Raw genomic sequence first — 13,891 nt, forward strand, 5'->3', positions numbered from 1 at the left:
TCGCCGACGAGACTCGGACCGGCCGCCCCTATCAGCACATGCCCCCGCATGCCCTGGCACGGCGGCTGGCCCGCAGCGGCTCACAGCCCCGGCAGCCGATAGCCGGCCAGTTGCTCGCGCAACCGGGTCTTGAGCATTTTTCCGGTGGCGCCCAGCGGAATGGCATCGACGAAGACCACGTCGTCGGGGATCTGCCACTTGGCGGTCTTGCCCTCGTAGAACTTGAGCAGTTCCTCGCGCGTGACCTCGGCACCGGGCCTCTTCGCCACGGCGACGATGGGGCGCTCGTCCCACTTGGGATGCGGCATGCCGATGCAGGCGGCCATGGCCACGGCCGGATGGGCCATGGCGATGTTCTCGATGTCGATGGAGCTGATCCACTCCCCGCCGGACTTGATCACGTCCTTGCTGCGGTCGGTGATCTGCATGAAGCCGTCCGGGTCGATGGTGGCCACGTCACCCGTGGGGAACCAGCCGCGGCCCTGCGCGTCCTTGATGAGCGGGCTTTCGCCCTTGAAGTAGCTGTCCACGATCCAGGGGCCGCGCACCAGCAGGTCGCCGTAGCTCTTGCCGTCCCAGGGCTGGTCCGTTCCATCGCTGCCCACGATGCGCATGTCCACGCCGTAGATGGCGCGGCCCTGCTTTTGCAGGATCTTCATCTGCTCGTCCTTGGGCAGCTGCAGCTGCTTGTTCTTGAGCGTGCACAGCGTGCCCAGCGGGCTCATCTCGGTCATGCCCCAGGCATGCAGCACCTCCACGCCGAACTCGTCCTGGAAGGCCGTGATCATGGCCGGCGGGCAGGCGGAGCCGCCGATGACCGTGCGCTTGAGCGTGGAAAACCGCAGGCCGCCCGGCCTGATGTGGCCCAGCAGCATCTGCCAGACCGTGGGCACGCCGGCCGCGTAGGTGACGCCCTCGGCCTCGATCAGCTCGTACAGCGACTTGCCGTCCAGCGCCGGGCCGGGGAACACCAGCTTGCAGCCCGTGAGCGCGGCCGAGTAGGGAATGCCCCAGGCGTTGACGTGGAACATGGGCACGACGGGCAGCACCGAGTCGCGCGCCGATATGCACATCACATCGGGCAGCGCGGCCGCGTAGGCGTGCAGCGTGGTGGAACGGTGGCTGTAGAGCACCGCCTTCGGGTTGCCCGTGGTGCCGCTGGTGTAGCACATGCTGGAGGCCGTGTTCTCGTCGAATTCGGGCCACTGGTACTGGTCGGACTGGCCGGCAATCCAGGCCTCGTAGCTGACCAGGCCCGGAACGCCGCTGTCGGCAGGCAGGCGGTCCGCATCGCACAGCGCCACCCACTGGCGCACCGTGGGGCACTTGGCATGCACGGCCTGGATGATGGGCAGGAAGGTCAGGTCAAAGCACATGACGCGGTCTTCCGCGTGGTTGATGATCCACGCCACCTGGTCGGGGTGCAGGCGAGGATTGACCGTGTGCAGCACGCGGCCCGAGCCGCTGACGCCGAAGTACATCTCCATGTGGCGGTAGCCGTTCCAGGCCAGCGACGCCACGCGGTCGCCAGGCTGCAGGCCCAGGCCGTCCAGCGTGTTCGCCAGCTGGCGCGAGCGCCGTGCCAGGTCGCGGTACGTATAGCGATGGATATCGCCCTCCACCCTGCGCGAGACGATCTGCGCATCGCCATGGTGGCGGTCGGCGAAATCGATCAGCGACGAGATCAACAGTGGTTGGCTTTGCATCAGACCCAGCATCTATAGGCTCCTAAGGTGATTGAACTTCGTGAACGTCGTGAACTGCGGACCGCGGATTCGCGCAAGGCCAAGGCCCTGGTGCGCGATGCCGCTGCCCGCATGGAGGGTGGCTCAGGCCGGCGCCCTGGGTCCGATCCCCGCAGGGACAGGCGCATCGTTTTTCCGGCATGGTTGACGCATTGTCTTGTCGCAACTCGGCAGCGTCTTCGCATGCTCGTATGGGATATACCCTAGGACGATGCTGGAGGCATGCGCTGCGTCATGCCACAGCGTGTTCGTGGACGGCGTCTTGTCGTTGCCGAAGATCCAGTATCCGGTCTGCGATGGCGAATCCACTGTCACGCGAATGCTTGAACCGGCGCGGAACACATGCGCGAATTTCTGGATCTCTACGCGCAACAGTTCGGGCTTGCCCGACACCATGGGCACGTCCTTGTCCCGCGTGAACGCGCCCCACGGCCTCAGCGTCGTGGAGCGCGCCGTGTCCAGGGCACGCTTGGACGCACGCAGCCAGCCACGCTGCACGAACATCTCCTGCCCGTCCGGCCGCACCTCGGACACGGTGACCTGGATGTCGGTGTTGGCGGCCGTGGCGCTGAGCCACAGGTCGGCCGAGCCTTCGCCATAGAAGCTCAGGTCCTGCGGCAGGGCTGCCGTGGTGAAGACCAGCTGGCCATCCTTTTCCGACGCGGGCACGGCAGGCCAGCCCTCGGCCGCCGGGTTGTTCACCTGCGGACTCAGGGCCGGATAGCGGTAGCTGGACGAAGCCGTGCCTGAGGCGGGTGCGCTGTCGCCCAGGGCCTGGCCGGGCTGCATCCACAGGCGCAGGGGCTTGACCTGGACAGGCAGCCGGTCAAACCGTGCCTCGCCCGTGGGCATGAGCTTGGCGCCGCCATTGGGGGCCTTGGCGTCCGTGGTCTGCATCTCCTGCAGCAGGCGCACGCGCGGCTCCTTGTCGAAGCCGTTGTCCTCGCCCTTGACGAAGCGCGCCAGGAAGCGCTTCAGCGTCTGGTCGATATGGTCCGAGGTGATGTTCGTGTGGTGGTCGCCGTTGGAGCTGACCAGCCACATCCTGTCGGGCGCAATGGTGTCCTCGTAGTAGCCCGAGCGCGGGCCGATCTGCTCGTCCTGCCAGGACTGCGTGCCCAGCGTGGGGATATTGATCTTGCCGCTTTGCAGCATGGCGCTGCGCTCCAGGTACAGGCCATCGGCATAGGGGTTGTCCAGCCACTTGATGAGGTCCAGCTCGGGCCGCTTGATCTTCTCGATGTTGTCGGCCACGGTCTTGGCGCATTCCGTGTCGCCGCCGTTCTTCACGGCCAGGTCGGCGGCCGTGCGCCAGATGCGCGGGAAGCCGTTCCACCACTGCGCCGGAAAACCGATGTTGGCAATGCCGCCCGGATAGCCCACGTCGCGGTAGGGATCGCCCACATTCTTGCTGGGCGTGATGGCCATCAGCCCCTTGGGCCGGTGCGCCGCCACCCACAGCTGGTTGTAGCCCGAGTACGAGTAGCCGATCATGCCGATGCGGCCGTTGGACCAGGCCTGCCGCCCGGCCCACTCGATGGCGAAGGCTCCGGCCGCACCTACGCTGGCGTCAAACACCTTGTCATCCCCCGTGGAGCAGCCCGTGCCCGGCACGTTCAGCCCCATGACCGCATAGCCTTCCTTGGTCCAGGGACTGCTGATGTTGGGGTACGAGCCCGAGATATAGCCGTCGTACTCGACCAGCAGCGGGAACGGACCCTGTCCCTCGGGCAGCAGCAGCGAGTAGCGCATCCTGCTGCCGTCCGGCAGGGTGATGTAGCCCGATTGCTGGCCCGGCCCCATGGGCGCGGGCATGCCGGACGATCCCCCTCCGCAGGCGGCCAGGCCCACGGCGGCGGCCGCAATGGCCCCCGCCAGCGGCCAGCGCCAGGCCTGTGTGAAAACGGTCTTGGCTGTCATGGGTACCTGTCTCCTTCGTTGTTGTTGGCTATCTCTCGGGGCTTGCCGCGGCAAGCCCCTGCTCGCTCATCTACTCGCTCACCTGATCGCTCACTGCAGCCGGATGCTGGTCGCGCCCAGTTCGGCGTCGAAGACCAGGCTGGACGGCCAGGGCTTCCATGTCTGGCCCAGGGCCGCGTTCTGCGGGTCGCCCGTCTGCATGAAGGCCTTGAGGCTGGCCATCATGGCGTTCGACAGCGCCAGCCGCCCCGGTGCATTGGCCGTGCTGTTGGTCACGCGGGAGAACACGGATGGCCCGAAGTTGCCGAAGAGAAACGGCAGATCGAACGCATGGGCCGCACCGTAGACCGTGTTCCAGGGCGCGGGCTGGCGCGCCCAGTCGAAGCGGTAGCTCCAGACCTCGGCCTGCCGGGTGCGCAGCGTATTGAGCAACTGGTCGCGGCTGGGATCGGCGAACAGATGGGTCAGCTGCGCCATGCGGGCGTTGTAGCCGGTGACCGGCGTATCGACGGGCAGGTAGGCAGCATCGATGATGTCGGCCAGGCCCGGCGCGTTGGGCGACTGCGCGTCGAAGGACTGCATCATGCGAAAGCGCGCCGCATCATCGATCCTGAAGCCCGGCTTGCCGCCCAGCGCAGCCAGCAGGGGCGCGAACAGCTTGCCCTCCTCGGCCGTGTAGCCGGCCATCACGGGCATGCGGTTGTATTGGCCCGCAGCCAGCGCGGCCATGGGATCGGTGGGCAGCAGCAGGCCGTCGGGAATCGGCCCCGCGCCCGTCAGGCCCTTGGCCACCAGGGTCTGCAGCAGCACGCGCGCATCCTTGCCGCGCAGGTAGGCCGCAATCTGCGCCGGTGTCCAGCCGGCAGCCACCGTGGCCGCAGCCGCCACATCGGCAGCCAGCCCATCGGCCACCATCAGATGGGCCAGCAGCAGCGCGGACTGGGTGGCGTAGGCCGAAGCCGGCTTGAGCGTGGCCAGCACGCCGGCCGGCAGGTTGGACGGCAGCGACAGCCCGCCGCTGATGGGCACCAGCCTGTGGAACAGGCCGCGCGCCGACTCGGCCGCCAGCAGCGCCAGCACATTGGTGGCACCCGCCGACTGGCCCATGAGCGTGACATTGCCCGGATCACCGCCAAAGCCCGCGATATTGCGCTGCACAAAACGCAACGCCTGCAGGTTGTCCAGCAGCGCGAAGTTGCCCGTGGCCGGCGCGCCGGCCTGCATCTGCGGCATGTGCATGTAGCCCAGGATGTCCAGCCGGTAGTTGGCCGTGACCACCACGGCATTGGCGGCGCGCGCCAGGGCCGCGCCGTCATACAGCGGATCGGCCGTATAGCCCGAGATGGCGCTGCCGCCATGGATGAACACCAGCACCGGCAGCTTCTCGGCGCCGCTGGCCGGGCGCCAGATGTTGAGCGTCAGGCAGTCCTCGCTGCCCACGGGCTGGCCCAGGGCGGAGGCGATGGTGTCATCGAAGCGGTTGTTGGCGCCCGGGCCGTACATGCGCCCGATCTGCAGGCAGGCATTGCCGAACTGGCGCGCCTCGCGCACGCCCTCCCAGGCCTTGGGCTCGGCCGGCGGCTGCCAGCGCAGCGCGCCCACGGGGGCCTGGGCAAAGGGCACGCCCTTCCAGTAATAGGTGCCCGTGGCGGCGCCGTCGTCCACGCCGCGCAAGGGGCCGTAGGCCGTCTCGCGCAGCTCGGGGCCGCCGCCGCCCGAGCCGCCGCAGGCCGCGAGCCACAAGGCCATTGAAGCCACGGCCAGGCGTATGCCGCCAGCCATCCACCGCTGTCCTGTGCGCATGCTTGTCTCCTATGATTTTGGGGTTTCCCGTATGGGCCGTGCCCGGCCCTTGGGCCACACTGCGCAGTCGTTCGCCGCGCTGCAAAAATTCTAGGAACAGCGCGCCCGCACGCCGCTATCGCAACCAAGCCAAAAAAGTGACTTCAGAACGCAAAAGGCGCCCCGGACGGCCCAGGAAAACCCGGCCATGACAACGCAGCGCAGCAGCTCCGCCGCATGGGTGCGGGGCATCCTGGACATGATGGCCGCCGAGGGGCTGGCCGTGGAAAGGCTGAGTGAGGAGGCCAACATCGACCTTGCCGCACTGCAGCATTCGCAGACCCGCATCGATGTGGACCGCGTGAGCCGGCTGTGGGAGCTGGCAGTGGCGCAGTCGGCCAATCCCACGCTGGGCCTGGACCGGCAGCTGGCCGCGCGCCACGGCAACATCGACCTGGTGGGCTACTCGCTGGCTTCGAGCCCGCACCTGCTGGCGGGCTTTCGTGACCTGGAGCGCCACATGGCCGTGATCTCGGACGCCACCGCCTTCACGCTGGAGCGCGATGCGCGCGGCCACTGGCTGTCCATACACCACATCGGCGCCACGCGCGCCGTGCCGCGCCAGCGCGTGGAGTTCGCCGTGCTCACGCTGCTGGTGCTGTGCAGCTGGCTGACGCGGCGCGAAGTCCAGCCGCTGGCCGTGGAATTCATGGCCCAGGCGCCCTCGCCTCTGCACGAGGCCCGCTACCGACAGGCCTTCGGCCTGCTGCCGCGCTTTGGCGAGCGCGCCAACCGCTTCCTGCTGTCGCAAGACGACCTGCTCGCGCCCATCCCGACGCACAACCCCGAACTGCTGGCCCTGCACGAAAAACTGGTCGAGTCCGAGCTGGACCAGCTGGGCCAGGCCGGCGTGGGCGCCCGCGTGCGCCATGAGATTGCGCGCCTGCTGCCCCAGGGCGAGCCGCGCCGCGAGGAAGTGGCCGCAGTGCTGGGCCTGACCGACCGTACCTTGCAGCGCCGCCTGCAGGCCGAGAGCACCAGCTACCAGCAATTGCTGGATGACACCCGCCGCGAGCTGGCCCGGCAGTACCTGGGCGAGCCGCGCCACAGCCTGGCCGAGGTGGCCGACCTGCTGGGCTTCGTGGACCAGAGCAACCTCTTTCGCGCCTGCCGCCGATGGTTCGGCATGCCGCCGGGCCAGTACCGGCAGCAACTGCGTGCGTGAATGCATGCGGTGAATGCGCGCATGAACCTTGCGTCCCACGGGGCATAGGCGCTGGGGGACAATTCCCGCATGAACCTGCACGCTGCCGCCGAAGGCCGGGCTCCGGCGACCTCCCCGCGCCTTCCCATCTCCTGGCAGGATGGCTTTGCCGCCCTGGGCCCCGACTTCTTCACCCATCTGCGCCCCACGCCGCTACCCGAGCCGCACTGGATCGCCACCAGCACCGGCACTGCCAAGCTGCTGGGCCTGGACCCGCAGTGGCTGGCCTCCGATGAGGCCCTGCAGGCGCTCACCGGCAATGCCGTGCTGCCCGGCAGCCATCCGCTGGCCAGCGTCTACAGCGGCCACCAGCTCGGTGTCTGGGCCGGCCAGCTTGGCGACGGCCGTGCCATCTTGCTGGGCGAGACCGCCTCGGGCCACGAGATTCAGCTCAAGGGCGCGGGCCGCACGCCCTACTCGCGCATGGGCGACGGGCGCGCCGTGCTGCGCTCTTCCATCCGCGAGTTCCTGTGCAGCGAGGCCATGCACGCCCTGGGCATTCCCACCACGCGCGCGCTGAGCGTGACCGGATCGCCCGCCCCCATTCGCCGCGAAGAGATCGAGACCGCCGCCGTGGTGGCGCGCGTGGCGCCCAGCTTCATACGCTTTGGCCACTTCGAGCACTTTGCGGCGCGCGACCAGATGGCGCCGCTGCGCCAGCTGGCCGACTACGTGATCGACCGCTACTACCCCGAATGCCGCACGGCCGAGGCACTGGCCGGCAACGCCTACGCCAACTTCCTGCAGGCCGTGAGCGAGCGCACGGCGCGGCTGCTGGCGCACTGGCAGGCGGTGGGCTTTTGCCATGGCGTGATGAACACGGACAACATGAGCATCCTGGGCCTGACCATCGACTACGGTCCCTTCCAGTTCCTCGACGCCTTCGACCCCGGCCATATCTGCAACCACAGCGACACCCAGGGCCGCTACGCCTTCAACCGCCAGCCCCAGGTCGCGTACTGGAACCTGTACTGCCTGGGCCAGGCCCTGCTGCCGCTGATCGGCGAAGAGGAGCTGACCATTGCGGCGCTGGAGTCGTACAAGCAGGTGTTTCCGCAGGCCTATGGCTCTCTCATGCTGCGCAAGCTGGGCCTGCCCGAAGATGCTCCCGGCACGCCGCCTGCCGAGGCGCGCTTCGCCGCCCTGGTGAACCCGCTGCTGCAGCTCATGGCCGACAACGCCGTGGACTACACCATCTTCTTCAGCCGCCTGACCGATGCCGTGGCCACAGCCGGCGGCACCGAGCCCGACCTGGAGCCCGTGCGCGACCTGGTGCTGGACCGGCCCGCCTTCGACGCCTGGGCGGCAGGCTACGTACGGCAGCTTGCGACCGTGGATGGCACGGCAGCGGCCGCGCTGATGCAAGAATCGAATCCGCGCTTCGTGCTGCGCAACCACCTGGGAGAAATCACCATCCGCGCAGCCAAGGCGGGCGACTTCACTGCGGTGCGCCAGCTGCTGGCCGTGCTGCAGACCCCGTTCGCACCCCACGCCGAGCATGCCGAATGGGCAGGCTTCCCGCCCGACTGGGCTTCCTCCATCGAGATCAGCTGTTCATCATGAGCTTTCCCATCCAAAAGACCGAGCAGGAATGGCAGGCCGAGCTGCAGGCCAAGGGCGCCGAGCCCGCCGCCTTCCAGGTGACGCGCCACGCGGCCACCGAGCGCCCCTTCACAGGCCGCTATGAGCAGTTCTGGGCCGATGGCAGCTACCACTGCATCTGCTGCGGCGCCAAGCTTTTCGACTCCGATACCAAGTTCGACGCCGGCTGCGGCTGGCCCAGCTTCGACCGCGCCATCCCAGGCGCCATCACCGAAATCGTGGACCGCAGCCATGGCATGGTGCGCACCGAGACTGTCTGCAGCCAGTGCGGTGCCCACCTCGGCCATGTATTCCCCGATGGTCCCTCCGACACAGGGCTGCGCTACTGCATGAATTCCGCGTCGCTGGAATTCGAGCCGCCCAAGGCCTAGGCCCCAGGCCCGCAAAAACCCCAGCCGGCGCGGCCCTGCACCGATGCCGGGCCGCGCCGGCTGCGCCACAATGCGCCTGCCAAGCGCTCAGGCACCATGCCTGACTCCAAGCCAATCGAAATCTTCCAATGAAGTTACTGATCGACTTTTTCCCCATCATCCTGTTCTTCGTCGCCTTCAAGGTCTGGGGCATCTACACGGCCACGGCCGTGGCCATCGTCGCCACCATCGCGCAGATCGCCTACCTGCGCGTGCGCCATGGCAAGGTCGAGCCCATGCAATGGGTCAGCCTGGGCGTGATCGTGCTGTTCGGCGGCGCCACCTTGCTCGCCCACAACGACACCTTCATCAAGTGGAAGCCCACGGTGCTGTACTGGCTCATGGGCGGCGCCCTGGTGATTGGCCAGCTGGTATTTCGCAAGAACCTGCTGCGCTCCGTCATGGGCGCGCAACTGCAACTGCCGGACAACGCCTGGCGCACCATGAACTGGAGCTGGGCAGCCTTCTTCGCGGTGATGGGCGCGCTCAACCTGGTCATCGCCTACCGCTTCGACACCGACACCTGGGTCAACTTCAAGCTGTTCGGCGGCATGGGGCTGATGCTGGTCTTCGTGATCGGACAGGCCATCTACATGAGCCGCTTCATGCAGGAAGACAAGGGCGAGGCAGCCGCCGCCACGCCCGACGCCCTGCCCCCGTCCGGCGTGCAACAGGACAAGCAGCCATGAGCGCACCCGCCCATCCACTGCCCATCACCGCCGAAGCCATGCAGGCCGTGCTGCGCGAGCGCCTCGCCCCCGATCACCTGGAAGTGATCGACGAAAGCCACCAGCACGCCGGCCATGTGGGAGCCAACGGCACCGGCTTCGGCACGCATTTCCGCGTGCGCATTGCGTCACCTTTGTTTCAAGGCAAGCCGCGCGTGGCACGCCACCGCCTTGTGTATGATGCGCTGCAAGAATTCATTGACCAGGGCGCTCACGCCATCGCCATCGAGGTTCTTTGAACTTTTACAGGCTCCGAAGATTCGGAGCCTGTTGCGTATCCACGCTATAGAATCAATTTTTCCTTCATCTCTGGAATTCGCATGAAAAAACAGCTTCTGACCAGCCTGGTGACTGCCGCCGTGCTGAGCACCGCAGCCCTGTCCGCCTCGGCCCAGAACATCGCCGTCGTCAACGGCAAGGCTGTGCCCAAGGCACGCGCCGAAGTGCTCAAGCAGCAGATCGAGCAAAGCGGCCGCCCCGTCACGCCCGAGATGGAAGGGCAGATCAAGGAAGAAGTCATCGCCCGCGAGATCTTCATGCAGGAAGCCAACAAGCGCGGCCTGGCCAACAGCGAAGCCTACAAGCAGCAGATGGAACTGGCCCGCCAGACCATCCTGATCCGCTCGCTGTTCGAAGACTTCCAGAAGAAGAACCCCGTGACCGACGCCGAAGCCAAGGCCGAGTACGACAAGGCCGTCGCTGCCAACAGCGGCAAGGAATACAAGGCCAGCCACATCCTGGTCGAGTCGGAAGACCGCGCCAAGGCCATCATTGCCGAGATCAAGGCCGGCAAGAAGTTCGAAGACATCGCCAAGAAGGAGTCCAAGGACCCCGGATCCGGCGCCCGTGGCGGTGACCTCGACTGGGCCAACCCCGGCAACTACGTGCCCGAGTTCTCCGAAGCCCTGATCAAGCTCGAAAAGGGCGGCATGACACAGGAGCCGGTCAAGAGCCAGTTCGGCTACCACATCATCCGCCAGGACGACGTGCGCCAGGCAGAACTGCCCAAGTTCGAGGAAGTCAAGCCCCAGATCGTGCAGCAGCTGCAACAGCAAAAGCTGGCGCAATTCCAGGAATCGCTGCGCGAAAAGGCCAAGATCCAGTAAGATGCTTGCGTGTCGGCGGTTTTTGCCGTCGGCCTGACCATCACCAGCCCGCCTTGTGCGGGCTCTTTTTTTGCCCCAGGCAAGGTGGCCGCCAAAGAAAAGAGCTGCCCCTGGGAGCAGCCCGATTCAAGCCTGATTCATCCTGTCCCGGCGCCCACGGCACCGGAGACCAGGCCATCGTGCTTCTCAGAACTGGTAGAGCGCGGTCAATCTGACCGTGCGACCCTCTCCGTACTCCACGGCCGAGGAACGCGACTGCTCGCCCAGGCGCTGGCGCACGCCGGCCACATAGGCCTTGTTGCCGATGTTGTCGAGATTGAGCCGGAGCTTCCATTGGCGGTTGAGTTCATAGCCGACCATGGCGCTGTGCACCCAGTAAGCGGACAGCTTGCCGTCGCCGGCCGAGGTGACATTGCGCGTGCCCACGAAGCGCACCCCATAGCCCACCGTCCAGCCTTGGGGCAATGCATAGGTGGTCCACAGGTTCAGCGAATGGCGCGGCGTATTGCCCAGCGCCTGGCCCACACGCGCAGGCTCGTTCAATGACTTGAGGGTCTTACTGGCCATGAAGGTGTAGTTGGCGAAGAGGTCCCATTGCGGAGTCACCTTGCCTGCAGCCCCGAGTTCCAGCCCGCGCACGCGCTGCTCACCGGCCAGCAGATAGCTGCCATCGGCCATCTGCTCTCGGGCATTGGTCTTGTCCACCTGGAACAGCGCGGCTGTCAGCGCCAGCTGGCGGTCCCGCACATCCCACTTGGTTCCCAGCTCCAGGCTGGTGTTCTTCTCGGGCGCCAGCGAGGCCGTGGCCGCATCCAGGCCGGAACCATTGGAGACCAGGAATTCCGCGGAGGGGTTGAAGGCCGTGCCATAGGCCAGGTAGATGCGGCCGTTGTCGGCGGGCTTGAAGCTCAGGGCGGTGCGGCCGCTGAGCCGGCCGTCGGAACTGTCCACCGAGGTGCGCACGCCAGCGGCCGTTGCGGCGTTGGAGCGCCCGTCGATCCAGTCATAGCGCAGGCCCAGGTTCAGATCCCAGCGCGGACCCAGCGCAATGGAGTCGGTGGCATACAGCGCGCGGGTGTCCAGGCGGGTTTCGTTCCTTCCGCTGTTTTGCAAGTCCGTGGTGCCCGTCCAGTATCCGGGCGGACGGGCCAGCGGATAGCCGCCGGCCGGGAACTGCCGGTTGATGCTGTAGGAAGAGGTGGTGCGGTCATAGGTCTCGCGTGCGATCTCGAAGCCCGTGACCAGCGTATGCCCCAGCACGCCTGTGTCGAAGCGCTGGGTCAGGTTGGTCTGGTTGATCCACAGGGTGGTGGCCGCATCGCGGCCATAGGCCTGCGGACCTGCGGGCCGGTAGTAGCCAGGCTGCATACCCCGGAGATCGACATGCGAGGCCGAGATCACGGTATCGCGGCTCAGCCGCGAGTAGCGCGAGAGGTTCTGCAGCTTGGCGCCCGAGGCGAAGTCATGCTCGATCTTCGCGGTCAGGGCATCCTGGCCGATCTTTTCCCGATCAAGGTTGCGCCAGCCGAAATAGGCATTGCGCGAGACGCCATCGAGCATCTTGCCGCGAAAGGCCGGCACGCCATAGTCGGGAAGATTGTCATCGCTCTGATGGAAGAAGCCGAGGGTCAGGCGCGTGGGCGAATTCAGCCCCAGGGCCAGCGAGGGCGCCACGCCCCAGCGCCGCTTGAAGATGGTGTCGCGCCCGGCCACGTCGCTGTCATGGCCCATGAGGTTCAGGCGCATGGCAGCCTTGCCGCCAGCCAGCACCCTGTTGGCGTCGAGCGTGACGCGCCGGTAGCTGGCCGTGCCCAGGCCTGCGTCGGCCTCGGTGAAGTCATGGGCTTTGGGCTGCTTGCTGATCATGTTGATGCTGCCGCCCGAGGTGCCCGCGCCGCCGAAGACCGAGTTGGGTCCCTTGATGACCTCGACGGATTGCGTGTTGAAGAGATCGCTTCGGCTCTTCTGCCCGCTGTCGCGCAGCCCGTCGATCTGCAGGTTGGCGTTGGCGCTGAAGCCGCGGATGTTGATGCTGTCGCCCGAGCCTGCACCGCCCTCGCCCGCATTGAAGGTGATGCCGGACACATTGGACAGCGCCTGCTGCAGGCTCAGGGCGTTTTGCTCCTGCAGCACCTGCCCGGGCACCACGGTGATGGTCTGCGGCACATCCAGCAGCGGCTTGGCGTATTTGGCCGATTCGGATGCCTCGGTGCGCGAGCCGGTGGAGCGCTGCCCGGAGACGGTCAAGGGCGCCAACTGCACCTGACGCTCATCGGCAGTGGCGTCCTGCGCATAAGCGGGCGTGACCAGCGCCGCAGCGAACACCGAAAAAAGGCACGACTGGGGGCCGGAGACGAAGGGTCGAGATAGCAAATGTGCTGTGCGCATGGCAAAGATCCACGTTGAAAATGGGAATCATTTGCAACGCAGCCTTTCCAAAGCAATCAGACCCGTCTGAATCTGGCGCATCACCCCTGGTTTCAGGCGTTTTCACTTGTTTTCACTTGCGCCGATCAGCGCGCTCCCGCCTCCTGCAGCAGGCGCTCCACCTCATGCTGGCTGCGCTGGCGGGCGTGGACGACGGCGGTCACGCCATCCTTGTCGGGCAGATTGAGATCGGCCCTGGCCGCGATCAGCTGGCGGACGATGTCCTGGTAGCGCGGGCCTCCGTCGCCCAGCAAAACGGCTTCGAGCAGGCAGGTCCAGCCCAGCCGGTTCACATGGTCGGCCCGTACACCGGCAGCCAGCAAGGCCTGCACGGTATCGACGTGGCCGCGCTCGCAGGCCGGGATCAGCGCCGTGCCGCCGTAGCGGTTGGTGCTTTGCAGATCGGCGCCGTACGACAGCGTCATGCGCAGTATCTCCAGGCGGCCCAGGGCACCGGCCAGCAGATAGGCACTGTCCTGCAGGTCATTCTTGAGATTGGGGTTGGCCCCATGGACCAGCAGCGAGCGCGCGACCTCGACATGGTTGCCGCGCACGGCCAGCAGCAGCGGCGTATTGCCCTGCCGGTCACGCACATCGACAGGTGCGCCGCGCTTGAGCCAGTCGCGTACCTGCAGCGCTTCGCCGGCCTGCGCGGCCGCCAGCAGCGCGGGTCCGAATTCCGGGCGATTCACCGCACCCTCCTGCGCCCTGGCCGCATCGCGGCCCTCGGCGGCTGTGGCCACAGCCTGCGCCTCCTGCGCCTGCGTCTCTTGTCCCTGCGCATCCGCCAGTCCCGCGGCAAGACAGGCCGTCAGGATTGCAGCGTGCCGGACATGGGCGCCGGATCGGGAAACAGCATGGTGCATACAAGCCCTCCTGGAAAACACGGTTGTGCGGCAAGCGTAAG

General features: G+C 66.8%; 11 protein-coding genes. 6 read left to right on the forward strand and 5 right to left on the reverse strand.

The features are described from left to right. Positions 1 to 80: 80 nt before the first annotated feature. The 3 genes from U6958_RS19850 to U6958_RS19860 form a co-directional block, all read right to left on the reverse strand. Positions 81 to 1,718, reverse strand: a complete 1,638-nt coding sequence (locus tag U6958_RS19850; protein ID WP_016446749.1) for a 3-(methylthio)propionyl-CoA ligase — start codon at positions 1,716 to 1,718, stop codon at positions 81 to 83. Positions 1,719 to 1,829: 111 nt separating this feature from the next. Continuing rightward, the gene (locus U6958_RS19855) at positions 1,830 to 3,665 is read right to left on the reverse strand and encodes a CocE/NonD family hydrolase (RefSeq protein WP_017406451.1); all 1,836 of its coding nucleotides are present in this window, start codon (positions 3,663 to 3,665) and stop codon (positions 1,830 to 1,832) included. A gap of 90 nt (positions 3,666 to 3,755) precedes the next feature. Next, positions 3,756 to 5,468, reverse strand: a complete 1,713-nt coding sequence (locus U6958_RS19860) for a carboxylesterase/lipase family protein (RefSeq protein WP_074922818.1) — start codon at positions 5,466 to 5,468, stop codon at positions 3,756 to 3,758. Between the two features lie 187 nt (positions 5,469 to 5,655). On the opposite strand from U6958_RS19860, the gene U6958_RS19865 reads away from it, so the two are divergent. The 6 genes from U6958_RS19865 to U6958_RS19890 all read left to right on the forward strand — a co-directional run bounded on the left by U6958_RS19865 (position 5,656) and on the right by U6958_RS19890 (position 10,557). Then, complete coding sequence (locus tag U6958_RS19865) at positions 5,656 to 6,672, forward strand: AraC family transcriptional regulator (protein ID WP_047327614.1); 1,017 nt, start codon at positions 5,656 to 5,658, stop codon at positions 6,670 to 6,672. A 69-nt stretch (positions 6,673 to 6,741) separates the two neighbouring features. Continuing rightward, entirely contained in the window at positions 6,742 to 8,274 is a 1,533-nt protein-coding gene (locus tag U6958_RS19870; RefSeq protein ID WP_074922817.1) for a YdiU family protein, read from the forward strand. Next, positions 8,271 to 8,684, forward strand: coding sequence for a peptide-methionine (R)-S-oxide reductase MsrB (gene msrB, locus U6958_RS19875; protein WP_047327613.1), 414 nt, complete (start codon positions 8,271 to 8,273; stop codon positions 8,682 to 8,684). The genes U6958_RS19870 and msrB overlap by 4 nt, the downstream gene beginning before the upstream one ends. Positions 8,685 to 8,812: 128 nt before the next feature. Next, positions 8,813 to 9,412, forward strand: coding sequence for a septation protein A (locus tag U6958_RS19880; protein WP_017406454.1), 600 nt, complete (start codon positions 8,813 to 8,815; stop codon positions 9,410 to 9,412). Then, the gene (locus tag U6958_RS19885) at positions 9,409 to 9,690 is read left to right on the forward strand and encodes a BolA family transcriptional regulator (RefSeq protein ID WP_013802780.1); all 282 of its coding nucleotides are present in this window, start codon (positions 9,409 to 9,411) and stop codon (positions 9,688 to 9,690) included. The genes U6958_RS19880 and U6958_RS19885 overlap by 4 nt, the downstream gene beginning before the upstream one ends. 81 nt (positions 9,691 to 9,771) lie before the next feature. Next, positions 9,772 to 10,557 carry a peptidylprolyl isomerase gene (locus tag U6958_RS19890; protein ID WP_016446742.1) on the forward strand — a complete coding sequence of 262 codons (786 nt, stop codon included), beginning with the start codon at positions 9,772 to 9,774 and terminating at the stop codon, positions 10,555 to 10,557. 186 nt (positions 10,558 to 10,743) lie between these two features. Here the strand turns inward: U6958_RS19890 and U6958_RS19895 are convergent, their stop codons facing one another. Together U6958_RS19895 and U6958_RS19900 are read right to left on the reverse strand one after the other, a co-directional pair. Further along, a complete protein-coding gene (locus U6958_RS19895) occupies positions 10,744 to 12,945 on the reverse strand; it encodes a TonB-dependent siderophore receptor (RefSeq protein WP_074922816.1) in 2,202 nt (733 codons plus the stop codon). Between the two features lie 125 nt (positions 12,946 to 13,070). Beyond that, positions 13,071 to 13,850 (reverse strand): ankyrin repeat domain-containing protein, encoded by a 780-nt coding sequence (locus U6958_RS19900; RefSeq protein ID WP_017406456.1) that lies wholly within the window; start codon positions 13,848 to 13,850, stop codon positions 13,071 to 13,073. Between the last annotated feature and the right edge of the window lie 41 nt (positions 13,851 to 13,891).

The sequence above is a fragment of the Delftia lacustris genome, from assembly GCF_040267515.1.
GTDB lineage: Bacteria > Pseudomonadota > Gammaproteobacteria > Burkholderiales > Burkholderiaceae_C > Comamonas > Comamonas tsuruhatensis.